The 26,388-nt window shown below is 48.8% G+C and carries 22 protein-coding genes and 1 other RNA gene; 14 read left to right on the top strand and 9 right to left on the bottom strand.

The window, feature by feature from the left end:
- Window positions 1-4 precede the first annotated feature (4 nt).
- The 4 genes from JXR92_RS16340 (at window position 5) to JXR92_RS16325 (ending at window position 3,090) form a co-directional block, all read left to right on the top strand.
- Window positions 5-778 carry a tetratricopeptide repeat protein gene (locus tag JXR92_RS16340; RefSeq protein WP_117964198.1) on the top strand — a complete coding sequence of 258 codons (774 nt, stop codon included), beginning with the start codon at window positions 5-7 and terminating at the stop codon, window positions 776-778.
- Between the two features lie 4 nt (window positions 779-782).
- Window positions 783-1,172: a preprotein translocase subunit SecG gene (gene secG, locus JXR92_RS16335; protein ID WP_009038088.1), complete on the top strand. Its 390-nt coding sequence runs from the start codon at window positions 783-785 to the stop codon at window positions 1,170-1,172.
- A gap of 153 nt (window positions 1,173-1,325) precedes the next feature.
- Window positions 1,326-2,717: an MFS transporter gene (locus tag JXR92_RS16330; RefSeq protein ID WP_119961318.1), complete on the top strand. Its 1,392-nt coding sequence runs from the start codon at window positions 1,326-1,328 to the stop codon at window positions 2,715-2,717.
- A gap of 19 nt (window positions 2,718-2,736) precedes the next feature.
- On the top strand, window positions 2,737-3,090 hold the full coding sequence (locus JXR92_RS16325; RefSeq protein ID WP_138345304.1) for a PqqD family protein: 354 nt from the start codon (window positions 2,737-2,739) through the stop codon (window positions 3,088-3,090).
- Between the two features lie 7 nt (window positions 3,091-3,097).
- Here the strand turns inward: JXR92_RS16325 and JXR92_RS16320 are convergent, their stop codons facing one another.
- The 3 genes from JXR92_RS16320 to JXR92_RS16310 all read right to left on the bottom strand — a co-directional run bounded on the left by JXR92_RS16320 (window position 3,098) and on the right by JXR92_RS16310 (window position 8,267).
- Window positions 3,098-4,147, bottom strand: a complete 1,050-nt coding sequence (locus tag JXR92_RS16320; RefSeq protein ID WP_138345306.1) for a DUF4831 family protein — start codon at window positions 4,145-4,147, stop codon at window positions 3,098-3,100.
- Between the two features lie 70 nt (window positions 4,148-4,217).
- Window positions 4,218-5,345, bottom strand: a complete 1,128-nt coding sequence (locus JXR92_RS16315) for a lactonase family protein (protein WP_138345307.1) — start codon at window positions 5,343-5,345, stop codon at window positions 4,218-4,220.
- Window positions 5,346-5,438: 93 nt separating this feature from the next.
- Entirely contained in the window at window positions 5,439-8,267 is a 2,829-nt protein-coding gene (locus JXR92_RS16310; protein WP_138345309.1) for a glycoside hydrolase family 3 N-terminal domain-containing protein, read from the bottom strand.
- Between the two features lie 819 nt (window positions 8,268-9,086).
- Here JXR92_RS16310 and ssrA point away from each other — a divergent pair.
- Window positions 9,087-9,485, top strand: a transfer-messenger RNA (tmRNA) gene (gene ssrA / locus JXR92_RS16305).
- 203 nt (window positions 9,486-9,688) lie between these two features.
- Window positions 9,689-10,174, top strand: a complete 486-nt coding sequence (locus JXR92_RS16300) for a helix-turn-helix domain-containing protein (RefSeq protein ID WP_118696432.1) — start codon at window positions 9,689-9,691, stop codon at window positions 10,172-10,174.
- Window positions 10,175-10,373: 199 nt separating this feature from the next.
- Here JXR92_RS16300 and JXR92_RS16295 read toward each other — a convergent pair whose 3' ends face one another.
- The 5 genes from JXR92_RS16295 to JXR92_RS16275 all read right to left on the bottom strand — a co-directional run bounded on the left by JXR92_RS16295 (window position 10,374) and on the right by JXR92_RS16275 (window position 16,324).
- Entirely contained in the window at window positions 10,374-11,171 is a 798-nt protein-coding gene (locus tag JXR92_RS16295) for a class I SAM-dependent methyltransferase (protein ID WP_138345315.1), read from the bottom strand.
- A gap of 81 nt (window positions 11,172-11,252) precedes the next feature.
- Window positions 11,253-12,893: a sigma-70 family RNA polymerase sigma factor gene (locus tag JXR92_RS16290; protein WP_118696433.1), complete on the bottom strand. Its 1,641-nt coding sequence runs from the start codon at window positions 12,891-12,893 to the stop codon at window positions 11,253-11,255.
- Window positions 12,894-12,964: 71 nt separating this feature from the next.
- Complete coding sequence (locus JXR92_RS16285; protein ID WP_138345311.1) at window positions 12,965-13,399, bottom strand: Fur family transcriptional regulator; 435 nt, start codon at window positions 13,397-13,399, stop codon at window positions 12,965-12,967.
- Window positions 13,400-13,404: 5 nt separating this feature from the next.
- Window positions 13,405-15,345 (bottom strand): heavy metal translocating P-type ATPase, encoded by a 1,941-nt coding sequence (locus JXR92_RS16280; RefSeq protein WP_119961313.1) that lies wholly within the window; start codon window positions 15,343-15,345, stop codon window positions 13,405-13,407.
- 97 nt (window positions 15,346-15,442) lie between these two features.
- Window positions 15,443-16,324 carry a hypothetical protein gene (locus JXR92_RS16275; protein ID WP_138345313.1) on the bottom strand — a complete coding sequence of 294 codons (882 nt, stop codon included), beginning with the start codon at window positions 16,322-16,324 and terminating at the stop codon, window positions 15,443-15,445.
- A gap of 112 nt (window positions 16,325-16,436) precedes the next feature.
- Between JXR92_RS16275 and JXR92_RS16270 the strand changes: the two genes are divergently transcribed.
- The 6 genes from JXR92_RS16270 to JXR92_RS16245 all read left to right on the top strand — a co-directional run bounded on the left by JXR92_RS16270 (window position 16,437) and on the right by JXR92_RS16245 (window position 22,948).
- Window positions 16,437-17,894 (top strand): DUF5690 family protein, encoded by a 1,458-nt coding sequence (locus JXR92_RS16270; protein ID WP_117600419.1) that lies wholly within the window; start codon window positions 16,437-16,439, stop codon window positions 17,892-17,894.
- A 14-nt stretch (window positions 17,895-17,908) separates the two neighbouring features.
- Window positions 17,909-18,703: a phosphonoacetaldehyde hydrolase gene (phnX, locus tag JXR92_RS16265; RefSeq protein WP_117964202.1), complete on the top strand. Its 795-nt coding sequence runs from the start codon at window positions 17,909-17,911 to the stop codon at window positions 18,701-18,703.
- 36 nt (window positions 18,704-18,739) lie between these two features.
- Window positions 18,740-19,828: a 2-aminoethylphosphonate--pyruvate transaminase gene (locus JXR92_RS16260; protein ID WP_117600516.1), complete on the top strand. Its 1,089-nt coding sequence runs from the start codon at window positions 18,740-18,742 to the stop codon at window positions 19,826-19,828.
- Window positions 19,829-20,051: 223 nt separating this feature from the next.
- A complete protein-coding gene (locus JXR92_RS16255; protein ID WP_044469012.1) occupies window positions 20,052-21,398 on the top strand; it encodes an MATE family efflux transporter in 1,347 nt (448 codons plus the stop codon).
- Window positions 21,399-21,429: 31 nt separating this feature from the next.
- Window positions 21,430-22,536, top strand: a complete 1,107-nt coding sequence (gene dinB / locus JXR92_RS16250) for a DNA polymerase IV (RefSeq protein ID WP_117964204.1) — start codon at window positions 21,430-21,432, stop codon at window positions 22,534-22,536.
- Between the two features lie 37 nt (window positions 22,537-22,573).
- Window positions 22,574-22,948 carry a YccF domain-containing protein gene (locus JXR92_RS16245; protein ID WP_005832831.1) on the top strand — a complete coding sequence of 125 codons (375 nt, stop codon included), beginning with the start codon at window positions 22,574-22,576 and terminating at the stop codon, window positions 22,946-22,948.
- A gap of 96 nt (window positions 22,949-23,044) precedes the next feature.
- On the opposite strand, the gene JXR92_RS16240 is transcribed toward JXR92_RS16245, so the two are convergent.
- Window positions 23,045-23,185: a hypothetical protein gene (locus JXR92_RS16240; protein ID WP_165491341.1), complete on the bottom strand. Its 141-nt coding sequence runs from the start codon at window positions 23,183-23,185 to the stop codon at window positions 23,045-23,047.
- Window positions 23,186-23,417: 232 nt separating this feature from the next.
- Here JXR92_RS16240 and JXR92_RS16235 point away from each other — a divergent pair, with 232 nt between their 5' ends.
- Together JXR92_RS16235 and JXR92_RS16230 are read left to right on the top strand one after the other, a co-directional pair.
- Entirely contained in the window at window positions 23,418-24,308 is an 891-nt protein-coding gene (locus JXR92_RS16235; protein ID WP_117964205.1) for a LytR/AlgR family response regulator transcription factor, read from the top strand.
- 138 nt (window positions 24,309-24,446) lie between these two features.
- The gene (locus JXR92_RS16230) at window positions 24,447-26,372 is read left to right on the top strand and encodes a TonB-dependent receptor plug domain-containing protein (protein WP_117601688.1); all 1,926 of its coding nucleotides are present in this window, start codon (window positions 24,447-24,449) and stop codon (window positions 26,370-26,372) included.
- Window positions 26,373-26,388 lie beyond the last annotated feature (16 nt).

The raw sequence follows: 26,388 nt of genomic DNA, 5'->3' as shown, positions 1-26,388 counted from the left end.
ACTCATGACGCCTACCCATTTGCAACAATGGATTCAGCATCCCGAGACGCTGAATAGGGATACTTTGTACGAGCTTCGCACATTGGTGGCACGCTATCCTTATTTCCAGTCGCTCCGTTTGCTCTATCTGAAAAACCTCTATCTGCTGCACGACATCAACTTTGGCGCGGAGCTGCGCAAGGCTGTGTTGTATGTGGCAGACCGTCGTGTGTTGTTTTACTTTATAGAGGGTGACCGCTATACTTTGAAATCCCAGAAGGTCTCGTCGCTTTTTTCCGGCGATTCGGAGAAAGAGCCGAGTGTAGACCGTACCCTTTCCTTGATAGATGCGTTTTTGGCTACTGTTCCCGAAGAGCATTCACAGCATACAGAGCTGGATTATGCGGTGGATTATACGGCCTATTTAATGCAGGAAGAACCTGGTGTAGATGCAGAAAATGAGCAGGAAGTACCTAAACTGCGCGGACATGAATTGATAGATGACTTTATTCAAAAGAGTGAGTCTCCAGATGTCGCGAATACGAGAAGAGAGTTTCTTGTAGAGAAGGAGGAAGAGACTGAAGAAGAGGAAGAGCGCTCCGTATCGCCGGTAACGGAAGAATTGGACGATAGCTGTTTTACGGAAACTTTAGCCAAAATCTATATAAAACAGCACAGATATGACAAGGCACTTGAAATTATTAAAAAATTAAGTTTGAATTATCCAAAAAAAAATGCTTACTTTGCAGACCAAATCAGATTTTTGGAGAAATTGATTATTAACGCTAAATCAAAATAACAAAATGTATTTATTATTAGTTATCTTAATGCTGATTGCATCTGTGCTGATGTGCTTCATTGTATTGATTCAAAATTCTAAAGGAGGCGGTCTGGCATCAGGCTTTTCATCATCCAACCAAATTATGGGTGTGCGCAAGACTACGGATTTTTTGGAAAAAGCAACTTGGACTCTGGCAGCTGTCATGGTAGTCTTCAGTATTGTTTCTGCTTACACTATTCCTTCTTCCACAGGTAAGGGCGGTGATGTGATTCTGGAACAGGCGCAACAAGAAGAAAAAACTAATCCTTATAACATGCCCGTAGGTACAGAAGCTCCGCAATCGGAGGCCCCTGCAGCTACAACTCCGGCTGAAGCTCCTGCTCCTGCAGCAGAAGCCCCAGCAGCAGAATAAGATAAGGATATTGCGGATGACTCCCGCTTGGAAAAATAAGAGAAAGGTTGATACTGAAAAGGTGTCAACCTTTTTTCGTTTTAATGAAGTATTTATTTACCTTTGTCAGCAACTTATGTAATCTGATTAATAAATTGAAATTTAAATAGTGCAATGACAGAACAACTCAAACTTAAATTGAATGATTCCAAGGCTACCCGTTGGGGGGCATTGGTGATTGTTGCCTTCACGATGATGGCAGCTTATTATGTAAACGACGTGGTAGCGCCATTGAAGACAATGTTGGAAACGGACTTGGCTTGGTCGAGTACTGATTTCGGATTCTTTACCGGTGGTTATAGTTTCCTGAATGTTTTTTTCCTGATGCTGATTTGGGGAGGATTAATCCTCGACCGCTTTGGCATCCGCTTCACCGGAAAGCTGGCAACTATCTTGATGGTAGGTGGTACAGCACTTGAATACTATGCAATGACGGGACTTGCCGGTACCGACGCGACTTTATTTGGAATCAATGAAATATTTGGCTATAAAACAGGGGTGTTTGTTGCTTTTGCCGGTTATTCCATCTTTGGAGTAGGAGCGGAGGTCGCTGGTATTACAGTTTCCAAAATCATAGCCAAGTGGTTTAAGGGGAAAGAGCTTGCCACGGCTATGGGGGTACAAGTTGCTTTGGCACGTATCGGTTCGCAGGCCGGTTATGCAGTAGCCATTCCTTTGGCCCGTGCTTTCGGTATTTCCACACCGGTGTTGTTGGGCTTGGTTCTGTTGTTGGGTGGTATGATTGCTTTCTTCGTCTTTACAGTGATGGACAAGAAGCTGGACAAACAGATGGAAGCTGCTGCCATTGCTGCCGGTACGGAAGATGAGGAAGAGAAGTTCTCCTTTAAGGATGTGAAGAATATTCTGGTCAATCCCGGTTTCTGGCTGATAGCATTGCTGTGTGTATTGTTCTACTCTTGTGTATTCCCATTCCAGAAATTTGCTTCCGAGTTGATGATTATCAAATACGGTATCAATGAGAATGTAGCTGGTACGTTTGCCGGACTTCCGGCATTGGGGGCGCTGATTCTGACCCCGGTCTTTGGTGGTTTTATTGACAAGCGGGGCAAGTCCGCATCTATCATGCTGCTGGGTTCAGCCATGCTGATATGTGTACATTTTATTTATGCTATTCCCGATATAAACTATTGGTTGGTAGCTATTGTGCTGATGATAATTTTGGGCATCGCTTTTTCGCTGGTACCTTCTGCCATGTGGCCGGCTGTGGCCAAGATATTCCCGGTAAGTCAGCTGGGTACGGCATACGCATTGATTTTCTTTATCCAGAATATCGGTCTTTGGGGTATTCCTACATTGATAGGGTGGGTGCTTGATGCCTATTGTATATCCGGTAAGAAACCTGATGGAACGAATATGTATGACTATACGGTGCCTATGTGCATATTTACCGGTATTGCCTGCTTGTCCCTTGTAGTGGCCCTACTGCTGAAGAAGGCGGACAGGAAGTATGGTTATAAGCTGGAAGAGCCTAATATTCAGAAATAATAGGAAAAGCGGATACCATATGATGGAAATACCCGAAGGAAAAGTAAGTCTGTTGGACGCTGTTCCGGTCCGCTGTGGACATATAACAACCGAATGGGAAGGTGAGTGCGCCGTACTCGCCTACCCACGGTTTAAATACGAATGGATGCGTCGTTTTTTATTGCCGAAGGGGATGTCTCCTGACATCCATGTGAGGCTGGAAGAACACGGCACAGCCGTCTGGGATCTGATAGACGGACATCGTACCGTGCGCGAAATCATTTCTCTACTTGCCAGGCACTTCGGGGAGGAAGAGAATTATATTCCCCGGGTCACCGCCTACGTAATGCAATTGCGTAAGGATGGATTTATCCTGTTGACCATCCGGGATTAGAATTTCTTTATTCCCTATCTACTTTTATCAGTCCTCCCGTTGCCGTATCAAACAACACTTTGATGGTTGAATTCTTGTTGAACAGTACTGGTGCGAGATATTCTACGGTGCCGAATTGGGTAATGGGAAGTTGGTCATCAAACAATTTCTTATTGTTATACACCAATGTCACTTGTGCCTTGCCCGGAAGGTTATAGGCTACACCGTCCACTTTCTTTTTACTTTCTTCGGTGGCAGATACATCGGGATTTTTGAGGTCTGTGACACTGATGTAATACGGTTCACCTGCAAGGTCATTATTAGCTACCACTCCTAACTTTTTGGAGAAACGGAAAGCCACTTCATCTTTCATCTCTTTAGGCGTCAACCGGATAGTGAATGTCTTGGGTTCTTTCTTTATTTTGCCCGAGAACATTTCCGTCATGGCCGTTTCCTGCTGGTTCAGATTGTCGAGCATCAGCTTGAGCTGGGCGCCGTCCTTGGGCATATTGTCTGCCTCACCGCGCAGGATGGCATTCTTGCTTTCGCGGATGCTGTATATTTCCTTGGCCACCAGCTCGGCCATCTTGGCACTGGAGTTGGACATCAGTATTTCTTCTGTCAGAAAACTGCGTGGGTCAATGTTGCTTTCGGTGGCTTTAGCTACGGGCATCTTGGCAGCAGGCTTGTCACTGAACGGAATGTTGATGGAGCGGACAATCCCGTCTTCAGTAAGCTCCATAAGGGGTGCCACGGTTTTGTCTTTCATTTTGACGAAATAGACATTGTCCTTATCCGGTATACCGGCTATACGGGTTTCTATCTTATCCAGTGTCCAGAACTCTTCCGGTTCGGCAGACACGTTGTTGAGACGCAGATAGCGGTCGGCATATCTGCAAAATTCTCCGGGAGTGTAGGTATGCTTGGTGGTTTGCAATACGATTTCTATTTCTGTTTTGGGCAACATATAGGTTACTCCATAGTCTTTGCCACGCATCACACCGGTGGTTACGTCTGTTTGCGCTATGGCAGTGGTAGACAAGAACAGAGCTGAGAGTATCAATATATTCTTTTTCATAATCTACATTCGTTTAGACTGATTTAGCTAAGGGACAAAGTTAATGAAGTTATCTTTGCTAAATATTGCTTTATAAATTATTAACAGATCTGACGAATTGTACGCAAACCGGCATGTCGACTACAATGTCCTGATGAGTGTCTTCTAAAAGTCCGGTAACTTCGTTTCGTTTATACACCTGAATGACATTGCTGTCACGGCAGGCGGCAAGCAAGTATTTGCCGTTGGGTGTAATGTTGAAGTTGCGAGGATGGATGCCGGTTGGCTGATAACCTACCTTTGTCAAGGTCCCATTTTCGGGATTAACGGCAAAGATGGCGATGCCGTCTTCTTTCAGCCGATTACTGGCATAGAGGTATTTCCCGTCCGGACTGAGGTGGATGTCTGCACTTCCACGGGCGGCTACGGTGTCGGCTGTAGTGGTTTGTATCTGTTCCAGGCGGCCGTCATCGTAACTGAAGGCGATGACTTTGCCGGACAACTCGGTGATGAGATAGGCAAACTTCCCGTTGGGACTGAATGTCAGGTGGCGCGGGCCGGAATCCTCCTCAATGTTAACGGCTTCCAAAGAAGCATGAGGAATAGGGTTGTCGGGGTGCATCACAAAGCGCAGGATGCGGTCGGCACTGAAGTCGGTGGCGAAGATGTACTTTCCGTCCGGTGAAAAGACCGTGCAATGGATGTGGGGAGTGACTTGTCGTATGGCGTCGGGACCGGTGGCAGAGCCTTGAAAGAGCGTGTCTGCAGGGGCCAAAGTGCCGTCTTTCTGTAAAGGAAAGACGGACATGGTTCCACCGCTGTAGTTGGCAGTCAACACTTCCCGGCCATTGGTGGCCACGTAGCAGGGGGCGGCGCCGAAGGTGGGAACGGTGTTCAGCAGGCGCAGTTCTCCCGTTTCCCGATTGAAGGAAAGGGAGCTGAGGGCTGCTGTGCTGTCGTTCATTTCACTGACGGCATAGACAAATTCGCCATCTTCCGAGGGAACGAGGTAGGAGGGATTGGGCAATGTCGCTGAACTGAGCGGGACGGCTGTTCCCGTCTCCTGATTAAAGCGGAAGGTATAGATACCCTTGCTTGAACCATTCGTGTAAGTACCTACCAGCATGGCAAGTTCGTCCTGGCCACCGTTAGTGCCCTTTGGAGAAGAGCCACATGCTGTCAAACCTAATCCGAGCATACAGAAAAGAAGTGTTTTCATTAATTTAATGTGCTAATATGTCAATATGCTAATGTGCCAATGCCCCTGCGGCATATACAGCGCAGCCAATTAGCATATTGGCACATTAGCACATTAAAATTTAACTTCGGCAATACCGACGCGGTCATCGTTCAGCACGATGCGGAGGTCGCTGGCGGTAGTGCCTTTGAACGGATAGGAAATCAGCTTGCCATATTCGCTGACGGTGCCCGAATATACGGTGAGGAACTGTCCGCCACCGCCCGAGAGCTGGATTTCGAAGGTTGCCGGTAGGTTGTTGTCGCGTGTAAAGGCGATGGCAACTTTATCTACCTTGGCTCCGTTCTTTAGGGCAAAGGTAATATAATCTCCCTTATTTCCTTGCCATACGGTATTGATTTTTTCGTCGAGCACGTTTTCGGCATCCTCTGGGTTAGTGCTGGCGTTCACACGCTTTGTCGGTTTTTGGACTTCAATGGCTTTGGCTCGAGTCTGATAATCCTCTACGGTCAGCGTTCCGTTTAAGCGGATGTCTTCGGAAGAGGCGCCGGCCATGAGCACGAAGTCGCCGGGTTCCACCACCCATTTCATGTCGGCGTCCAGAAGCTCCAAGTGCTTGCGGTCGATGGTGAAGGATAGTTCCTGGGTTTCGCCCGGTTCAAGGTGGATGCGCTGGAAACCTGCAAGGTTCTTTTCGTAGGTGGTGATGCTGCTCAGTACGTCGCGGATATAGAGTTGCACTACTTCATCTCCGGCGCGTTTGCCGGTGTTGGTCACCTTCAGGCGGACGGTGGCAGACTCGTTTGGGGTAATGACTCGGGGGGTGATGTCGAGGTCGGAGTACTCGAAGGTGGTGTAGCTCAAGCCGTAACCGAAGGGGTACAGTGCTCCGTTGATGCGTGACATATTGCCGTTGAGTCCCGGATTCTTACCGCCGTCTATCTGTGAAGAAGGCTTGCAGGGGAAGTTGAAGGGTATTTGCCCTACGCTCTTGGGGAAGGTCACTGTCAGCTTTCCGCCGGGGTTGTAGTCGCCGAAGAGGATGTCGGCCAGGGCTGTTCCGCCTTTGGAGCCGGGATACCAAGCTTCGAGGATAGCGGGGACGAACTTGTTTGCCCAGTTGATGGAGAGCGGGCGTCCGTTGATGAGTATCAGTACGACGGGCTTGCCCGTGGCTTGTATGGCTTGAAGCAGTTGCAACTGCCGGCCGGGCAGGTCGAGGCTGGTGCGCGATTTGTTTTCGCCGCAGGTGCGTTGTCCGCCGCCTAATACTACGATGGCAACATCAGCTTGACGGGCATTTTCTACGGCTTTGTCTATCTCGGCTTGCTCGTCGTCGGTCAGAGGATAGTCTATGATTTCACTTTCGGGCCAGTGGGCATCCACTAGGTTGCAGCCTTTGGTGTAGAGCACCTCTGCCTTGCCTTTTGTCTTTTCTTGAATGCCTTCCAGTACAGTGGTCACCTCTACGGCAAGGGGGCCGTAATGGGTCAGCGCGTAGCCTTCTTCGTTGGCATTGGGACCACAGACGGCAATCTTCTTGGTGGAGTTGATGTCTAAGGGCAACAGCTCACCGGCATTCTTCAGCAGAACGATGGACTCGCGGGATGCCTGCAAGGCGATGGCTTCGTTCTCTTCTTTTTCCACTTCACGGTCGGCACCGGTAAGGTCTGTCTGGTAGGGGGCATCGAACAGACCAATGAGGAACTTTACCCGGAGGATGTCGCGCACACGGTCGTTAATGACTTCTTCGCTCAGCCCGCCTTCCTTCACCAGTTTGCGGAGGGGAAGGACGAAGGAGTCGGGCGAGCGGAAGGTACAGCGTACGTTCAGCCCGGCTTCCACGCTTTGGCGGACGGCTTCTTTCATGTCTTTGGCGGTGCCGTGCTTGGTGTAGAGGTATTCTACGGCGTCACTGTCGGATACGACGTAGCCACGGAATCCCATTTCGCTACGCAGGCGGGTGGTGAGCCAGTAGTAGCTGCCCTGCACGGGGATGCCGTCGTAATCGTTGTACGAACTCATTACGCCCAGCATGCCAGCTTCCCGGATGACGCGTTTGAAGGGGTAGATGTGTATGTTCTCCACTTCGCGCGGCGACATTTGCGGGTCCACACGTGCCATGCCTTCGCGGGCGCCTTTGTTGTTACTGTAAGCGGCAAAGTGCTTGCCGGTGGCGGCCACTTGGTGGTTGTGCTGCAAGCCGCGCACCATTTCGATGCCCAGTTCGGCTACGAGGTAGGGAGATTCGCCGTAAACCTCCTCGTAGCGTCCCCAGCGCTGGTCGCGTCCTACGTCGAGGATGGGGGCGTAGACGTTGGTGTAGCCCAGCATGCGGGCTTCGCGTCCGGTGATGAGTCCTACTTGGCGAATCAGTTCACGGTTCCAGGTATGTCCCAGTCCCAGTTGGGTGGGGAAGTTGGTGGCGCGGTAGCTTTCCACGCCGCGTATGCCTTCGTTGGTAAAGTCTACAGGGATGCCGAGACGGGTATCTTCCACAAAGAACCGCTGTACCTCGTTCAGTGCCCAGGTGTGGCGCGAGGCGGGCCAGACGTAGGCATTGTCCGAGGGGGGGAGTCCCCATTGCTGGAAGCCGTTCAGGTGTTCGTCGATGGCGCCGATGCCGTCTTTCCAGAGCAGCTCTTTCCATTCGGGGGTGGGGAGGTCGTCTTTCAGTACACGTTTGTAACCGTAGAGGGTGACCATTTGGCAGGTCTTCTCGTCCAGCGTCATCTGTTGCAGCAGGTTTTCGATGCGTGCTTCGAGCGGGGCGGAGGGGGCTTCGTACACGTCTTTCACTCCGTTTTTGTTGAAGTCTATCCAACCTTTGCGGTATATTTCACTTTTCACCGGCTTGTAGGTTGCCGGTGTTTTGGCAGGCTTTTGTGCGCAGAGCAGTGTGCTTCCTCCAAGCAGCAGGGTTAGGGCAATAAGGTTCTTCATGATATGTTCTAAAAATCTCTTGGTTATTATTGTTTCTTTTGTTGACAAAAATACGGCTAATGTGTGAAATAAAGGGATAAAATAGTCCGAAGTATCGGCTTTTATTGTCCGAAGGGTCTTCCTCTTACTAAAAATATCCTCCAAGACGCTACCGGGGAATTCAAATCATTATTAGACGAAACATATCATTCACTTTTAAAAAGAAAGAGAGAACACTATAATAACCTGAAAAGTAGATGCAATCGCGGGTATACAAGTATTACGGCTACATCTGTTAAACGAGGGTGTATTTATATAATAGGAATCTGTTGGCGGAATTGTTACTTGTACGGAAGAACTTTCTTTTCAACCTTGGGATGTCTAAACCAAGGTTTGGTTTAGACATCCCAAGGCTGGGTATGAAAAAACCAAAGTTTGGGATAGATTGCTTCCTTAATTCTTTCCGGTTTTTCAGTTAACTTCAGAGACTTTTTCCGTTAACTTCCCATCTCTTCTGTGCAAATATCCATTACAGAAGATAGAGATTCCCTCTTGCAGGGGTTAATTCCGTCAACGGATACTGGCTTTGGTAGCTGTTTGAACATTGATGACAATGGGGTGCACATATTGTATGTATGGAGGATTATTGTTTTTATCACGAAAAGTCAGTATTAGCTAATATTTGTAAATATATGGTGATTGCTAATAAAAGAATATGTATCTTTGTGCCAAAGAAAGCGGTAGAGGATGAAAAATAAAGTAGCATTTATCCCTTTTTCACCCTCCCTACTTAGCAATGAGTTACGCAATCTTTTAAATTTCAGACTGTTACAAAGTCATGGGGTTGACTGGATTTGACAGCGGGCAGAAATGGTAAGTAAGCATGCAGTGCGTCGTTGATTTGCACTTTAATCTCAGTCCTCAAAATTTTATCTGGCGAAACTCGTTACGCTCTCGCTGCTTAATCGAAGTATAGTAGATTGAAGCTTAATCCCGGCACCAGGTGCTGGGACGTGACATCACTCGGAAGCTGTTGCTCCGAAGCATTCCGATAAAGTGGTGCAGTCAAATCGGGGATAGTTCGTGTCAGCCTCGTGGCGCGGGTGAAAATTTAGAGGATAAGGCAACGGTTGATGGCTTTGGTTCTGCCGCTGCACGAAAATTTAGGCAAAGATAAGCATGTAGAAAGCTTATGATTTCCTCGTTTGGACGAGGGTTCGATTCCCTCCAGCTCCACGAAAAATGGGAAAATAAGTTTTTAATTCCTTGAATTTCAATGATTCAGGGAATTTCTTTTTCTACTACTTCCTCTATCTTTTATATTCATTTAAAAATAATTGTAGTAAATGTGCTACAATTCAAAATTAATATCTACTTTTGTCTGTTCAAAAATCAATAACTATTAGAAGTGGGGGCAACACTTTAAATTCTGCAACAGATTTATGAAAATTCACGAAGGAAAATGTACAGAGAAGATTTTGAAAGAACGTGAACGGATTGGTAACCGGTTAGCCATTCTTCGCAAGAAGAGAAATATGACCCAAGAGGAATTGGCTAATCTTTGTGGTGTTAATCGTGTTAATATAGCCAAGATAGAGAAAGGGGCTTATAATGTGAGCATTGATATACTATCTAAGGTAACATCCGCTCTTGGTTTTGTGATAGATATAAAAGTGGATAGCTCTGTTTGTCCGATTCATTTCTCTCAACGTAAACCTGTAAAGCTGGTAATAGGGGAAGACTATTATGTCAGTTTTGGCAATAACGAAGCCCATAGATGTAAGCTGGTTGATATTCCGGAGATGTACCAAGGTCAAAGAATTAAAATCGAAACTCCGACCCCGAGAGGGTCTATCACCCACATATTATTTGCCGATGAAATAGGAACGACACCTGACGAGGCTGTAATGAACCAAGTAACGATGTAAAAACATTAAAAGGGAAGAAGTGCAAGTTCCTCTTTTATTGAAATCCCCCTCGCTACAACCATCTGCAGCGAGGGGGATTTTTTAGTTTATGAGGGTTTCTACACCCACTCTTTCATCAGAGCTATTCAAAAAATTAATGGTTTCTTCTGAATATATAATCTTAAATTGATGGTTCGGAATCAATTCTAAAGCTGGGAAATCAGTAGTGATTAACAGTTTTAGTCCCTTTCTTTAATATGTAAAAGCAACTTGTACAAGAGAAGTTTCTTATATACGGGATAGCAGCAATAACTCCGTTGAGCCTTCGTGGGGACAAGCCGAATTTGATTTTATAATGTGGGTTTATAAGGTACAGTCTCCGGTCAATGATTTGATAGTTGGCTTGCCGGGCGATACGATTGAACAGTTCTATGGTGCATCCGGTGCTCTTTATATCCAGTAGCTCCGTAATTGCGTGTTCCTGCTCGCCGCATAGTCTTAATATCCATTTGTATAAAGTGCGGGGAAGGAGGTGGAGAAAAGGGAAGTGTGAAACAATGCGGCTGTGTGCTATCTGCTGGTGGCCTCCGAATGGCATTTGCCAGGCGGGAAACCCTACAAATATAGCTCCATCGGCAGACAAATGTTTTTGTAGGCCGGAGAGGAACCGTTCTTTGTCTCTGATATGCTCTATCACATCGTGTAGAAGAATTAGGGGAAAATTCGTAGCCTTGTCCTTAAGCTGGAAAATGTCGGTGGCAATGAACTGTCCCTGCTGATGCCTTTGGGCGAAGAAGGTTCTGGCTTGTTCTATTCGCGTGGCATCAATGTCTACGCCCATCACCCGGCAACCGGCTTCGGCAAAGGGGAGCAGATTGCCTCCCTCTCCACAGCCCACTTCCAGCACTTTATCGGGGATGTGTCCGATGACTTCCTTTATGTAGGGGATATAATAGTTCTTGCTGGTCTGTGACTGTTCACCAAAGTAGCTTTCCCGGTCGGTATGTCGTTTCTGCATGTTCTTTGTTCCTTCTTGAGTTTGATTATCCATATAAATAGATAATCAGTCGGGTAAAAGACTGCGTGGCACATCGTTTTTTTACCAGGAAATGCGGAGGCCTACCGGGAGGGTGAATGTGAACGGATGTTCCTTTCGGATGGTGCGCAGTTGGCTGCCGTCGGGGATGTAATAGTTTACAGTCGGCTCCAGATAGATGCCTGCCTGGGGTGTGAGGTGATATTGTATGCCTATACTTGTGTTGACCGACCACTGCCAGGGAGCACTTACCGGATGACTGCCGAGCTTGTGTGGAATACTGTCCGTGACATGGAAGCTTTGGAGTGTCCCTTTTATGGGGATATCCACCTGCATGCCTGCCGTGGCATAACCGGAGAAACGTTTGTAATGCCAGAAACGGTAGGAAAGCCGGAGAGGGATGCCGATATAATGTAGCTTCTGGTTGTCTTGAATGCGGAATGCTTCGCCGGTAGTGAACTCCGACCTGAGAAGCGTATATTGCAATCCGGTTTCCAGACTCCAACGCTCATTCAATTTCTTGCTGAGAGAGAGTCCCACGACGATGGGGGCATGATGCTGCTGGTTCTCAACAATCCTGCCGCTGTTATTCTGGGCAATCTGCATGAGTCCGATGGAATCTTTTCCCAGAGTACCCTGCTGATAGCGGGTGTGCAGATAAGAATAATACTCTTCCCACGTACTGACTTGTTGAGGGAAGTCACTTGAAATGCCGTCGGTATGTGGAGTGGCAATCAGCTTATATAAGTTCTGTGCCAGTTGCGGTCCGAGTGAACCTGCCAGCATCAACTTCCATTTCCCGGATTTCTTCTTGCGGGTTGGCAGCATCGGGGAAGGGGAGGAGGCGAAAGCCATCTGCCGGTTGGTGATGGTCTGTCCGGTGAATGGAGAGGGTATGGGATATTTGTGGATGCTATCTTTCATTTTGGGTATGGTAAGGGGCCATTCTGTGGAAACAGGAACGGGAGGGATGATTCGTTCCCTTTTGTTCAGATTTTCTTTGGTATAGCATTGTTCGTCGTTTCGGGGAGTATCGGTTTTCTTTGTTAGTTGCGTACTCCCGGCTTGCCTGGAAGAAACTTTGGACAAACGGTTTTCCCTGATACTCTTTTTCTCTCTGTACAGATAGTCATACAGCGTTGGAAAGAGAAGCAATACTGTCAAAACAATGAATACACGGTATCCTGCCAGCATCTTTTTAAGTAAAATTTTCGCCCGGAACAATTGGGAGGAAGAGGAGTGTGGCGCTATACCCAGTAAATCTCCGATTTCTTTGTGGGACAATCCTTCCAGTACTGCCAGTTTAAATACCTTGCAGTAGCCCTCCGGAAGGCTCTCCACTATATCCAGCATCTTATCGTACGAAATGAAATCCGGACAAAAAGGATTTTCAGCAGGCTCTTCCTCTTCCGGAATATCTGTCAATGGGATGGTGGGGTTGGCATTGGCATGGTTGAGGTATTGCAGTGCCAGGTTTCTCATAATCTTTTTCATCCAGTATTCCAGTTTCTCCGGGTTGCGCAGCGAATGAATGGAAGTGAATATGATGACAAAACCGTCGTGAAGAAGATCTTGGGCTATCGTTGGGTCGGGAATATAGCGTAGGCATACTTTCAGCATTTTCTCTGAATAGTTTTCGTAGAGCAGGCTCAAGGCCTGCCCGTTTCCCTTCTGGCATAAAGTGACAAGAGCTTTTGTATCCATGTGTTTGTCTCAATGTTATTTCTTAAAGATAGAGAAGAACATGAATGACTGCATGGATTTTTATTTTTTAACTAAGCCTCCCGGTTGGCTTCTGCTGCACAGTCCGGACAAATGCCTTTCAGTACATAGTTGATGCTGTTCAGTGTAAATCCTTGAGGCAGCTTCACCACCGGAGTGGGAATGTTGGTGAAGCAGAAGGTCTTGTTGCATTTCTCGCAATGGAAATGGGTGTGCAGGTCGCTTACGTCGCAAGAGCAACTGTCACTGCACACGGCATACTTGAAGGAACCCGTCCCGTCATCTATACTGTGTATCAGATGATGGGAGAGGAATAGGGTAAGGGTACGGAAGATGGTGGATTTGTCCACCGTATCCAGCATGGTTTCAAGGTCGAGCAATGAGACGGAACGGCCTGCCTGCATCATGGTGCACAATACCAGGATGCGAATGGCAGTGGGCTGTATGTCTCTTTTGGCCAATAGGTCCAAATATTTCTTTTGTTCCATTTTTTCTATTTAATAAGTTTCTGTATGCGTATGGCGTTCACTATCGCAATGAGGGCGACGCCTACGTCGGCAAAGACAGCTTCCCAAAGTGTGGCGATTCCACCGGCACCGAGGATGAGGACAAGCAGCTTCACTCCGAAAGCCAGCGAGATGTTCTGCCAGACAATCCGGCGGGTTTGCCTGCCCGCATGAATGGCGGTGGCCACTCTCGAAGGCTGGTCTGTCTGTATCACTACATCGGCGGTTTCGATGGCGGCATCGCTGCCAAGTCCGCCCATGGCGATGCCCACATGACTAAGGGCAAGAACCGGGGCATCATTGATGCCGTCGCCCACAAAGGCTATCCGGTTGGCAGGGTTGCTGCGGAGTGCCTCGATGTGCTTCACCTTTCCGTCCGGCAGCAGGTCTCCGTATGCCTGGGTGATGCCTAGCTTTTCTGCAAAGTTAGTAACAATGGCTTGTTTGTCTCCCGATAATATCTGAATATTATTGATATTTAAAGCTTTTAATTCTTTGACGGCGTTGACGGCGTCTTCCTTCAATGTGTCTGATAATAACAGATAGCCGGCATATTTGGTTCCGATGGCGCAGACCACAATCGTATCGACAATTGATGACAGTTCATCGGGATATTCTATCCCGAACTTAGTCAGCAGGCGGGTGTTGCCCACCAGGACACGCGTTCCATCCATAGTGGCTTGCAGTCCGTGGCCGGCAATCTCCGTAACGTCCGTTGTGGCAATCAGCTCTATATCCCTTTGTTTGGCATAGCTTACGATGGCTTTGGCTATGGGGTGCGTACTGTTTCGCTCTGCCGAGGCGGCAAGCTGTATCAACTTCTCTTCCGTAACTCCCGGTTGTGCCTGGCAGGATTGTACATCGAAGGTGCCTTTGGTCAGCGTACCCGTCTTGTCGAATACCACCGTGTCGACTTGGGTGATGGCATTGAGGTAGTTGCCCCCTTTGAAGAGGACACCCAGGCGGGAGGCGGCACCGATTCCTCCGAAGTAGCCTAACGGAATGCTTACGACGAGGGCGCACGGGCAGGAGATAACCAGAAAGACCAATGCTCTGTATAGCCAGTCATTGAAGATGAACGAGAATTGTGCATCTGCCAGCGAATAGAGGAAGGGGAGCAGTACAATCAATGCCGCCAGTCCGGTGACGGTGGGCGTATAGATACGGGCAAACTTACGGATGAAAAGTTCTGCCGGCGCTTTGCGCTCGGAGGCATTCTGCACCAGTTCCAATATACGGGAAAGAGCACTTTTCTCGAAGGGTTTGGTGACTTGGATGCGTACGACTTTGTCGGTCGCAATCATTCCGGCAAGCACTTCCCCGCCTTGGCGGATGTTGCGGGGAACACTTTCTCCCGTCAGTGCGGAGGTGTTGAAGGCGGCAACTTCGTCCAGCATCGTTCCGTCCAGGGGGACGCGCTCTCCGGCTTTTACTTCGATGGTTTCGCCTACCTGCACACGTTGGGGAGCTTCGACAAGCGTACTGCCGTTTCTGATGACCGTTGCCGTTTCGGGACGTACGTCGAGCAGGGCGCTGATGTTACGCTTGGCTTTGTCTACGGCTTTGTCCTGAAAGAGCTCTCCCAAGGAGTAGAAGAGCATGACGGCAACGCCTTCGGGATATTCGCCTATATAGAAGGCGCCGAGGGTAGCGATGGACATAAGGGTGAATTCGCTGAACACGTCCTTTTGCAGGATGCTTTCCCAGGCTTCCCTCATCACCGGGAGGCCTACGGGGAGATAGGCAAGCAAGTACCATATAAAAGGTACATACTCTCCCTTGAAGAAGGTGGCGTCAGTAGCATTCAGGATGAGCCCTCCGAAGAGCAATAGGGCAGAGAGGATGATTCTCCAATAATCTTTCAGCAGACTGTTTCTTTTTTCTTGTATCGCTGTATGTCCGTGTGTGCAGCAGCATTTGCAACTCATATTGTTTCCTCCTATTTTCTATTTTCTGCAGCAAAGGTAGCGGAAAGGAGATGCAACTTGGTTGCAAAGTGAAAATTCCCGGACTGTCCGGGCTGTCTTAGATTTCCAGCATCCGTTTCTCCCGTTCCAGGTCTTTCTCGTTCAGCAGGGGAGAGGGGACGGAACAGGTTTTGATGAAGTCGCCCGGCTGGCAGGTGTAGTTGTAGTAGGGGCGTTGCTCGTCGGTCAGCTGGTCTTGGGGGATGAGTTGGCCTTTCAGTTCCAGGAAGTCGTCCATGGAGGTGCTGTCCGAGTGTTTGATGAAGAGGATGCGGCGGGCTATGGGGTTGCGGTTGTAGTCCAGACAGAGGTAGAGCCCTTTGAGCAGGTGGGGAAAGTCGTACATGGGCAGTTGCAGGTAGATGGTGAACAAGGCCAGTTGGGGCGCCTCGCGTTCGTTGAAGAAGATATAGGCATTCTGGTGGTTGTTGAAGATAGCAGTGCCGAAGTGGGTGGTGTTGTAGGCGCTCATGTGCACCACTTTGACGTGGTCGTTGCTGTCGGCAGGGGTTATCAGGTAAGGCTCCACCTTTAAGGCATTGGAGGAGGAAGAGAGGCTGTAACTGATGTAGATGCCGCTGTAATTGTATACTTCCTGCGCCGAGTGGAGTATCTCTTCGGTCAGCATGTCGAGGAAAGGGTTGGCTTTTTGCCCCGTGGCTGGAGCAGGCTCCAGCTCAAAAAGTTGTTCCTTCAGTTCTTTGAGGGAGCCGAGGAGGCGCTTCTTCGATACGTTGTTCACTTGGGAGAGGGCGTAGTCCAGGGATTCTTCCTCCGTACTGCCTTTCCGCAGGGTGCTGATGTAGGTGGGGAGGACGCTGGAGTAGAGGGAGGAGAGGACGCTCGCCGCCATGTTGGTGTGGTCTGCCATTTCTTTCATTTTCACTCCTTTGTTGCGGAGGTATTCGATGCGTTTGTATATGTCTAAAAGGTCGTTCATAAGGGTGTGCTTCTATGATACATTACTTAAATGGGTGCAAAGAAAAGGTGCGGATGTTATGCTGGCGTTACATAAATATTTCATTAATGTTACATAATAAAGGGCTGTTTTCATGAAGTTTATTAATAATGGAAATTCATTTTTGCTGTCAGCGCCCGCCTCTATCTTTGCCACCGAAATCAAGAACGAATTTAAACAACACACTATGTTCAACGGTGAGAAAAAACAGATAATACAGAGCAAGAGACTGGCTGATGCCTTATTCATCCTTTGGGCGGGTGGAGCGGCTTTGCTTTCCTATTCACTGGTCTATGCGCTGCGCAAGCCGTTTACGGCTGCGGGCTTCGACGGGCTCGACTTCTTCGGGATGGATTACAAGACGGCAACCAGCATCGTGCAGATTTCCGGCTATTTTATTTCCAAGCTGATTGGCATCAAGGTAATTTCGGAACTGAAGAAGGAGAACCGTCTGAAGTTCATCATCCTCTCGGTGGCGGTGGCCGAGCTTTCGCTGGTGCTGTTCGGAGCGTTGCCCCGGCCGCTGAATGTCTTTGCGCTGTTCTTCAACGGGCTTTCGTTGGGATGCATGTGGGGAGTGATTTTCAGTTTCCTCGAGGGGCGGCGGGTGACGGATCTGCTGGCGAGCCTGATGGGGCTGAGCATTGCCATCAGTTCGGGCACGGCAAAGTCTGTCGGGCTGTTTGTGATGGAGCATCTCCACATCAGTGAGTTCTGGATGCCTGCCTTTATCGGTGCCTTTGCCTTCCCGCTGCTGTCGTTGCTGGGCTGGCTGATGACGAGAATGCCGCAACCTACCGCGGCAGACCGGGCACTGCGCTCGGAACGGGTGACGCTGGACGGCAGGGCGCGTGCGGACCTCTTCAAGAGCTTCATGCCGGTATTGCTGATGCTGTTTGCGGCAAACTTGTTCATCACCGTCTTGCAGGACATCAAGGAGGACTTCCTGGTGAAGATTCTGGATGTGGAGGCGGTGGGGCTGTCGTCGTGGGCATTTGCCAAGGTAGATGCGGTGGTGACACTGATTATCTTGTTGCTTTTCGGGCTGATGTCCGCGGTGAGGAGTAATATAAAGGTGCTGTGCCTGCTGCTGGTGCTTGTGACGTGCGGCACAGCGACCTTGGGATTCGTGGCCTTCAATTACGATGGGTTGCAACTGCCACCCATGACGTGGCTGTTCCTCCAGAGTTTGTCGCTCTATACTGTTTACCTCAGCTTTCAGACGTTGTTCTTCGAGCGTTTCATCGCCTGCTTCCGCATCAAGGGGAATGTGGGGTTCTTTATCGTCACACTCGATTTTATCGGGTATACCGGTACGGTGGTGGTATTGGTATTCAAGGAATTTTTCAATCCGGACATCAACTGGCTGGATTTCTATAACCTGATGTCGGGCTATGTAGGCATTGTGTGCAGCGTGGCTTTCCTATGCTCGGCTGTCTACCTGGTGCAGCGCTATCGCAAGGAGAATGCTTCGGGACCGTTGGGCTCTTCCCTTTTCCGTTTGCGCCGTTGGTCCCGGCCGGGCAATTCCTTGCTTCTTGAGACTGAATAATAATAATATATCGTATGAAAAGAATTGAATGTATCATTATGGACTGGGCAGGAACTGCCGTCGATTACGGTTGCTTTGCTCCCGTCGCCGCCTTTGTCGAGAGCTTTCGGGCCATCGGCGTTCCCGTCACTGCTGCCGAAACACGTGCGCACATGGGGCTGACCAAAGTAGAAGAAATCCGTGCGCTGTTCAATATAGAGCGTGTCCGTGCGGAATTTGAACGGAAATTCGGCCGTCCCGCCGGTGAGGAAGACGTGCAGGCACGTTATGCCGAATTCCAACGGGTGTTGTTTGCCTCGCTCGAAGATTATACCGACCCTATTCCCGGTGTGGTGGAAACGATTTCCGCACTGCGTGCGCAAGGCGTCCGCATTGGCTCCACCACCGGCTATACCCGCTCTATGATGGATGTTGTGCTGCCTGCCGCCACTGCCAAAGGCTATGCGGTAGATAATTGTGTCACTCCCGACGGGTTGCCTGCAGGCCGTCCTGCTCCCTACATGATATATAAGAATATGGCAGACCTCGCCATCCCCTCCGTAGATTGTGTGTTGAAGTATGGCGATACCATCGCCGACATCAAGGAGGGTATCAATGCCAAAGCATGGACCGTCGGTGTAGTCCTCGGCAGTAACGAACTGGGACTGACACAAGAGGAAGTCTCCTCCTTGCCTGCCGATGAGCTCGAAGCCCGTAAGGCCGATGTCCGCCGCCGCATGCTTGCCGCCGGTGCCCACTATGTGGTCGATACCATTGCCGAGCTTCCCGCAGTCATCGCCGAGATAAACCGTAAACTTGAGATTTTGTAACCCTTATAAACGTATAAACTTAAAAACTCAATGCATATGAAACCCTACATTCTCCTTACCCCCGGCCCCCTTACTACCTCACAAACTGTCAAGGAAGCCATGCTGACCGACTGGTGTACCTGGGACGAAGACTACAACCTCCACATTGTGGAAGAAATCCGTAAGTCCCTCGTCTCCCTCGCCACCCAGCATACCGGCGACTATACTTCCATCCTCCTGCAAGGCAGCGGCACGTACTGTGTGGAAGCCGTCATCGGTAGCGTCATCAAGCCTGGCGACAAACTTCTCATACTGAGCAACGGCGCCTATGGCGACCGCATGGGCAACATCGCCGAGTATCACGGCATCTCGTACGACATGCTTGCTTTTGACGAAACGGAGCAAGTCTCCGTCAGCTACGTTGACGACTATCTTTCGCACAATGCCGAAATCACTCACGTTGCCGTGGTGCATTGCGAAACCACTACCGGCGTGCTCAATCCCCTCAAGGAGATAGCCCACCTCGTCAAGATGCACGGCAAGAAACTGATTGTAGACGCCATGAGCAGCTTCGGCGGTGTTCCCCTCGATGTACACGAACTGGGCATAGACTTCCTCATCAGCAGTGCCAACAAGTGCATCCAGGGCGTTCCGGGATTTGGCTTCATCATCGCTCGCCGTTCCGAGCTGTTGCACTGCAAGGGCGTCTCCAAGTCACTCTCTCTCGACATTTACGACCAATGGGAAGCCATGGAGAAAGGACATGGCAAATGGCGTTTTACTTCTCCCACACACGTGGTCCGCGCCTTCAAGCAAGCCATGGACGAACTGGCAGAGGAGGGCGGTGTGGAGGCCCGTCACAACAGATATTGCGAGAACCACCGCGTGCTGGTGGACGGCATGCGTTCCCTCGGTTTCCAAACGTTGCTGCCGGACGAGATTCAATCGCCCGTTATTACTTCTTTCCTCTATCCTCATGCCGATTTCAATTTCAAAGCTTTCTACACACAACTGAAAGAGCGTGGATTTGTCATCTATCCGGGAAAGATTTCGCAAGCCGACACTTTCCGTATCGGCAATATCGGAGATGTTCATCCCGAAGATTTCTGGCAGCTGATAGAGATAATTCGCGAGTGTAAATACTAAGCTCCGAATCTGCATAGATTTAATCGTTCCATCGTGGAGGAAAAATCGTTCCACCATGGTGGAACGATTTTTTCCTAGTGGTGGAATAATATTTCCCCCACGATGGAACGATTTATCCTTCGCCTTCCTTCTCCTTAAGCTTCCCTATTAAATTTGACTTTCGTCAAGTCTGTAAACGCTATCTTTTCGTATTTTTGCACCCAATTTCGGAGGTATCAGATTTATGGCAACATCCAGAGAAATGACGGAAGGACGGGCTCTTCCGTTGATTTTCAACTTTACTTTGCCTTTACTGCTCGGCAATCTGCTGCAACAGACCTATTCATTGGTGGATGCAGCCATCGTGGGGCGCTTTCTGGGTATCAACGCCTTGGCTTCAGTCGGGGCAAGCACTTCGGTCGTTTTTCTTATTCTGGGATTCTGCAATGGCTGTTGCGGAGGTTTCGGCATTCCCGTGGCGCAAAAGTTCGGTGCGCGGGATTATGTCACGATGCGCCGTTATGTGGCTGTCAGCCTGCAGCTGGCTGCGGTGATGTCTGTTGTCATTGCCGTGGTTACCAGCATTTACTGTGCAGATATTCTGCACATGATGAGTACGCCGGAGAACATATTCACGGGAGCCTATTATTACCTGCTTGTCACGTTTATCGGGGTTCCCTTTACTTTCTTCTATAATCTGCTGTCCAGTATTATCCGTGCATTGGGTGACAGCAAGACGCCGTTTTGGTTTCTACTTCTCTCTACGGTACTGAATATCCTGCTCGATTTGTTCTGCATTCTGGTACTGGGTTGGGGAGTGGCAGGAGCTGCCATCGCTACCGTATTTTCACAAGGCGTCTCGGCCATATTGTGCTACATCTATATGATGCGTCGTTTCGACATTCTGAAGACAACGCCTGCCGAGCGGAAATTCGACGGTGCTTTGGCACGCACACTGATGTACATCGGCGTACCCATGGGACTGCAATTTTCCATTACTGCCATTGGCAGCATTATGCTGCAAAGCGCCAATAATGCTTTGGGTACGGCTTGTGTGGCTGCATTCACGGCAGCCATGCGTATCAAGATGTTTTTCATGTGTCCTTTCGAGAGTCTGGGCATGGCAATGGCCACCTATAGCGGGCAAAACTACGGTGCGGGCAAGCCGGAACGTATCTGGATGGGAGTCAAGGCAAGCACCCTGATGATGATTGTTTATTGGGCGTTCACTTTCTGTGTACTGATGTTCGGTGCCAGGACTTTTGCCCTGCTCTTTGTAGATGCCTCTGAGTTGGAGATTTTAAAGAATACGGAGTTGTTCCTGCACATTTCCGTTTCCTTTTTCCCGGTTCTGGGACTGCTCTGCATCCTGCGATACACTATCCAGGGGGTGGGATATACCAATCTTGCCATGCTTTCCGGTGTCTCGGAAATGATTGCCCGGATACTGGTCAGCCTGCTGGCTGTTCCGGCTTTCGGCTATCTGGCCGTTTGTTTTGGTGACCCTACTGCATGGATTTTTGCAGATGCCTTTTTAATACCAGCCTTCATTTATGTCTATCGGCGGATACTTCGGATGAAGAAAAATTAGTGTATCTTTGTATCGGGGAGTTGAAAGAAGAATGACCGGACGAAAAATTATACACATCGATATGGACGCATTCTACGCCTCCGTAGAACAGCGTGATAATCCTGCATTGCGGGGCAAGCCCATTGCCGTGGGCCATGCGGAGGAGCGGGGAGTGGTGGCGGCAGCCAGTTACGAGGCACGGCGTTTCGGGGTGCGTTCTGCCATGTCGTCACTGAAGGCAAAGCGGCTGTGCCCCCAACTTATCTTTATCCCGGGACGGATGGAAGTCTACAAATCCGTTTCCCGCCAGATACACGAAATCTTTCATGAATATACGGATGTCATCGAGCCCATTTCGCTGGACGAGGCTTTTTTGGATGTGACGGAGAATAAACCGGGCATTCCGTTGGCTGTGGACATCGCGAAGGAGATAAAGCGGAAGGTGCGGGAGAGGTTGAATCTGGTGGCTTCCGCCGGCATATCCTATAATAAGTTTCTTGCCAAGATAGCCTCGGACTACCGCAAGCCGGACGGGCTTTGCACCATACATCCTGCCCAGGCACTGGACTTTGTTGCCCGGCTGCCCATTGAAAGTTTTTGGGGAGTGGGACCGGTAACGGCGAAGAAGATGCACACCTTGGGGATTCACAACGGGGAACAGCTGCGCATGCAGTCTTTGGAAATGCTGACCCGCGAGTTTGGCAAAGTGGGGACAGTCTATTATGATTTTGCCCGTGGCATCGATACCCGTCCGGTAGAGGCTGTCCGTATCCGCAAGTCTGTGGGCTGTGAACATACGTTGGAGAAGGACATCAGCAAGCGTTCATCCGTCATTATAGAGTTGTACCATGCGGCAGTGGAGCTGGTGGGGCGACTGGAGCACGCCAATTTCCGCGGGAATACGCTGACGCTGAAAATCAAGTTTCATGATTTTAGCCAGATTACCCGCAGTATGACCCAAACAAAGGAGCTGGTTGCCCTTGACGTGATTCTGCCTTTGGCAAAGCAATTGCTGCAGGAAGTGGATTATGAACATCATCCTATCCGTTTGATTGGGCTTTCCGTTTCCAACCCCCGTGAAGAGGGGGAGGAGAAAGGAGTCTGGGAGCAGCTGAGTTTTGAATTTAGTGACTGGGAGACGGACCATTCAAATAAATAATGCTATATTTGTGTTCAGTATTAAAAAAAGGAAAGCTATGGGCTGTTTTATGAATATTTTGTGGTTGATGTTTGGAGGTATCATCACTGCTGTGGAGTATCTTATTGCAAGTTTATTGATGATGTTCACCATTATTGGCATCCCTTTCGGCATGCAGACCTTGAAAATGGCAAGCCTTGCCTTGTGGCCTTTCGGCAAAGAGGTTCGTAGCGGGGAACGTTCCAACGGTTGCCTCTATGTGCTGATGAATATTCTTTGGATATTCTTGGGCGGCATTTGGATTTGCCTTTCGCACTTGGGATTCGGGTTGTTGCTGTGCATCACTATTATAGGCATTCCTTTCGGTATTCAACATTTTAAGTTGGCAGGGCTGGCATTGACTCCTTTCGGGAAGGATATTGTTGCGGCTTGAGTTATTTTCTGTTGGTTTGGAATATGCCAGAGAAGAAGAAGGGCGGGGAATTTTTCAGTTCTCCGCCCTTCATTCATTGTATTTAAAGGTGTTTTTTTACATGGTTACAAGGGGCTGCTTTGCAAGCAGTTTTTGTAGTTTACCGTTCAGTGTTTGGCACATTGTTCCATTACCCATTGCTTGATAGCGTTTGATTTGGTACTGTAACATAAAAATTTCATTTGCATTCTTTTTCATAATTCTCATCTTTTTGTGCTCTCCGCGTTTCGGAAAGCGGGTTTTATATCTTTTCTTTTATCTTATAACGCTGCAAAGATACGAAATGTTTGCGATAAATATGTTCTATAACATAAAAACTTATGTTTCTTTCTTCATTTTCTCTAGAAATACTGTATTTTGCAATCCGTATATAACAAATATATTACATATCTTTGCATGTACTACCATGTAAAGAAGAGAGGTAATACTTATGAATAAACTGACAGAACTTTGGCGGAGCCCCTATCCCATGTTTTATCAACGTTGGAAAGCGGTGGTGATACCTTCGGTCATTATATTTCTGATACTATATATACTCCAACCTTTCGGTATTTCCCGGATAAAGGAAGGTGTATTTTGGGTGGTTGCCGGTTCGGCACTTATAGCGGCGGGTGCTTCGAGCATCTTCACTTACCTGCTTCCGGCATTGTTTCCCACCTATTATAAAGAGCAGAACTGGACGTTGGGTAAACACGTGTTGGACGTGTTGCTGATGCTGTTACTGATAGCGGTGGGAATTTGGGTCTATCATTCATGGTTGATGGGTATGTGGCTGGACAAGCGGTTGTTTTTTCTGGCTTTGTCTTGGGTAATGGTACTGGCACCTTTTCCAGTCGTGTTTTTCTTGCTGTGGAATCGCAATTTGCAACTGACCCGTAATCTGCAAGAAGCCATGGAGATAAATTGCCACCTTTCAAAGAGGGCATCTCAAGAGGTTGGGGCGGAAAGTAAGGAGTTTTCTCCGGAGGAAGTGTTGGTGTTTTCCGGTGGCACCAAAGATATGCTGGAAGTGAAGGCCGTAGATTTTCTTTATGCGGAGGCTGAAGGAAATTATGTGAAGGTGGATTATCGACTGAAGGGAGAGAGTACCCGGAAGATGTTGCGTGCCACGATGAAGCAGGCAGAGGAGGCGGTTGCTGCCTGCCCCTTCATTATCCGGTGTCATAGAGCCTTTCTGGTGAATGCCCGCAAGGTGGTGAAAGTGGACGGAAACTCTCAAGGATACCGGTTGAGGCTGGAGGGAGATGGAGAGGAGATTCCTGTTTCACGTGCCTATGCCAAGGAGGTGAAAGCACTGATAGAAAACAAGATAAAGCGGTAGCTATTCGTCACAGAGATACGCCATTCGTCACAAGTCGTTGGTTGTTCGTCACATATCCGGGTCGTCTGTCCCGGATATTTTTTTTGTCCGTGTCCTTCCTTTATGTTTGTGGCAGGAAAACATAACGAACATGAAGATATGAAGTGGAAAATAATCTTTTTAATGACGGGCGGACTTCTCTTTGTACAAGCTTCCGTAGCGCAGAAGTCGGTGACGGATACCGTGCGTCTGACATTCAATATCGATAGTATAGGTCTGGACGAAGTGGTGGTAAGAGGGAAAAAGACTCCTGCCGCCAATAGCAGGTGGAGCGATATGCATCCGGTGGAACTAGTCACGGTGGGCGGTGCAAACGGTGATTTGTACAAGGCATTGCAGACCTTGCCCGGTACGCAGGTGCAGGGGGAGACCGGCGAATTACTGGTACGTGGTGGGAGCAGCTATGAGACACAGACCTTCATTGATGGGATGCATGTGTTGAATCCCTATACCTCCAATGGAATAAATACCCCTTCGCGTAGTCGTTATTCCACCTTCATGTTCAGTGGGGTGAATTTTGCTTCCGGCGGGGCTTCGCAGGAGTACGGAGAGGCTCTTTCGGCTGTTCTGCCCTTAGAAACCAAGGATTATAGTAAAGTGGATAAGGTGGGCGTGAATGCTTCCGTAGTCGGTGTGGGCGGGGGCGGTACCAAGACTTTGGACCGTGGCTCCTTGTCCGTCGATCTGAATTACCAGAATCTGAGCTTATATGACAAGGTTTATTCCGGACGGACAGAATTTGAGCGGCCCTACCGGATGTTTTCCGGTGCCACCCAGTTCCGTCATACCCCCGGCGATGCGACGGTTTTTAAGATCTATGCGCAATATGACCGGACAGACTTTTCTGCCTATGAGGGGGATGAACGCAGATTGTTCGCTCTGGCCGAAGACAACATCTACGTCAATGCTACCTTTCGCTATCGTGCGGCAGGTGGATGGGACTGGTTTGCAGGGGCTGCTTATTCCTATTATAATCGGGAGGTCAACGCTGCTGCTGTTTCGGGAGATAATTGGCTGGAACGCCAGTGGGAGTTGCATTTGAAGACTAAGATGTCTAGGCGCTTCTCGTCAGTATTCCACCTGGATATGGGGGTGGAGAGTTATATCCGTAACTATCGGAATTGTTATCTATACTCCGACATAGACGATGCCAACCAAATGTCCCCCACTATCAGTGCAGGTTTCTTTTCGGCTGCTTACTATCCGCTGGAGCGCTTGAAGGCAGAATTGTCTTTCCGTACGGAGTATACTTCTCTGAACCGGAAGATGAATTTTTCTCCGCGTCTGGCGGTAAATTACTATTTGGGGGATATGATGCTCTCTGGCATAGTGGGCCGCTACACGCAATTGCCCGAAAATGACTGGTTGGTACGTAACCGGAAGTTGATGTCCGAGGTGTGCATGCAATATAATCTGGGGATGCAATACGGTTATGAAGGACGTTTCTATAAGGCAGAACTTTATTATAAAGACTATAGCCGCTTGGTTCTGGAAGAAACAGATGCTGGAACGGGGAGTGTACTTCTGACTTCCGGTGGATACGGATATAGCAGAGGTGTAGACTTGTTCTTCCGCGACCGGATTTCGATAAAGAATCTGGAATACCAGTTGTCCTATACGTATAACATTTCCAAGCGTAAATATCAGAGTTGTTCCGAGCTGACCATTCCCCAGTATGCCACTCGGCATAACGCGGCATTGGTTGTGAAATATTCCTTGCCCCGTCTTCACTCCATCATCAGCTTAACGAACCGTTTCAGCACGGGGCGTCCCTATCATAATCCATTGCTGCCGGGGTTGATGAACGATGAAGTGAAGCCTTATAATAGCTTGGATTTAGGGGTGACCTTTCTGGCGAGCAAGAAGGTGATTATCCATGCTTCCGCCAGCAATATCCTCGGTCGCAAGAATGAGTTTGGCAAAGTAGACAACAAGGCTGTCCTGGCTTCCCAAGACCGTTTCTTTTATGTAGGAGTGTACGTCACTTTGGGGAAGAAGGCTGCTTACGATGTATCCAATTTCTAATGATAACTCTTTAAAA

The organism is Bacteroides parvus (genome assembly GCF_017309675.2).
Taxonomy (GTDB): Bacteria; Bacteroidota; Bacteroidia; order Bacteroidales; family Bacteroidaceae; genus Bacteroides; species Bacteroides uniformis.
The sequence above is the reverse complement of the archived record's forward strand: the minus strand, read 5'-3'. Positions and strand labels throughout refer to the sequence as shown.

What these genes read in the sequence shown, in the direction of transcription:
- JXR92_RS16340 (WP_117964198.1), top strand. Translation starts at nt 5, where the DNA reads ATGACGCCTACCCATTTGCAACAATGGATTCAGCATCCCGAGACGCTG.
- secG (WP_009038088.1), top strand. Translation starts at nt 783, where the DNA reads ATGTATTTATTATTAGTTATCTTAATGCTGATTGCATCTGTGCTGATG.
- JXR92_RS16330 (WP_119961318.1), top strand. Translation starts at nt 1,326, where the DNA reads ATGACAGAACAACTCAAACTTAAATTGAATGATTCCAAGGCTACCCGT.
- JXR92_RS16325 (WP_138345304.1), top strand. Translation starts at nt 2,737, where the DNA reads ATGATGGAAATACCCGAAGGAAAAGTAAGTCTGTTGGACGCTGTTCCG.
- JXR92_RS16320 (WP_138345306.1), bottom strand. Translation starts at nt 4,147, where the DNA reads ATGAAAAAGAATATATTGATACTCTCAGCTCTGTTCTTGTCTACCACT.
- JXR92_RS16315 (WP_138345307.1), bottom strand. Translation starts at nt 5,345, where the DNA reads ATGAAAACACTTCTTTTCTGTATGCTCGGATTAGGTTTGACAGCATGT.
- JXR92_RS16310 (WP_138345309.1), bottom strand. Translation starts at nt 8,267, where the DNA reads ATGAAGAACCTTATTGCCCTAACCCTGCTGCTTGGAGGAAGCACACTG.
- JXR92_RS16300 (WP_118696432.1), top strand. Translation starts at nt 9,689, where the DNA reads ATGAAAATTCACGAAGGAAAATGTACAGAGAAGATTTTGAAAGAACGT.
- JXR92_RS16295 (WP_138345315.1), bottom strand. Translation starts at nt 11,171, where the DNA reads ATGCAGAAACGACATACCGACCGGGAAAGCTACTTTGGTGAACAGTCA.
- JXR92_RS16290 (WP_118696433.1), bottom strand. Translation starts at nt 12,893, where the DNA reads ATGGATACAAAAGCTCTTGTCACTTTATGCCAGAAGGGAAACGGGCAG.
- JXR92_RS16285 (WP_138345311.1), bottom strand. Translation starts at nt 13,399, where the DNA reads ATGGAACAAAAGAAATATTTGGACCTATTGGCCAAAAGAGACATACAG.
- JXR92_RS16280 (WP_119961313.1), bottom strand. Translation starts at nt 15,345, where the DNA reads ATGAGTTGCAAATGCTGCTGCACACACGGACATACAGCGATACAAGAA.
- JXR92_RS16275 (WP_138345313.1), bottom strand. Translation starts at nt 16,324, where the DNA reads ATGAACGACCTTTTAGACATATACAAACGCATCGAATACCTCCGCAAC.
- JXR92_RS16270 (WP_117600419.1), top strand. Translation starts at nt 16,437, where the DNA reads ATGAAGTTTATTAATAATGGAAATTCATTTTTGCTGTCAGCGCCCGCC.
- phnX (WP_117964202.1), top strand. Translation starts at nt 17,909, where the DNA reads ATGAAAAGAATTGAATGTATCATTATGGACTGGGCAGGAACTGCCGTC.
- JXR92_RS16260 (WP_117600516.1), top strand. Translation starts at nt 18,740, where the DNA reads ATGAAACCCTACATTCTCCTTACCCCCGGCCCCCTTACTACCTCACAA.
- JXR92_RS16255 (WP_044469012.1), top strand. Translation starts at nt 20,052, where the DNA reads ATGGCAACATCCAGAGAAATGACGGAAGGACGGGCTCTTCCGTTGATT.
- dinB (WP_117964204.1), top strand. Translation starts at nt 21,430, where the DNA reads ATGACCGGACGAAAAATTATACACATCGATATGGACGCATTCTACGCC.
- JXR92_RS16245 (WP_005832831.1), top strand. Translation starts at nt 22,574, where the DNA reads ATGGGCTGTTTTATGAATATTTTGTGGTTGATGTTTGGAGGTATCATC.
- JXR92_RS16240 (WP_165491341.1), bottom strand. Translation starts at nt 23,185, where the DNA reads ATGAAAAAGAATGCAAATGAAATTTTTATGTTACAGTACCAAATCAAA.
- JXR92_RS16235 (WP_117964205.1), top strand. Translation starts at nt 23,418, where the DNA reads ATGAATAAACTGACAGAACTTTGGCGGAGCCCCTATCCCATGTTTTAT.
- JXR92_RS16230 (WP_117601688.1), top strand. Translation starts at nt 24,447, where the DNA reads ATGAAGTGGAAAATAATCTTTTTAATGACGGGCGGACTTCTCTTTGTA.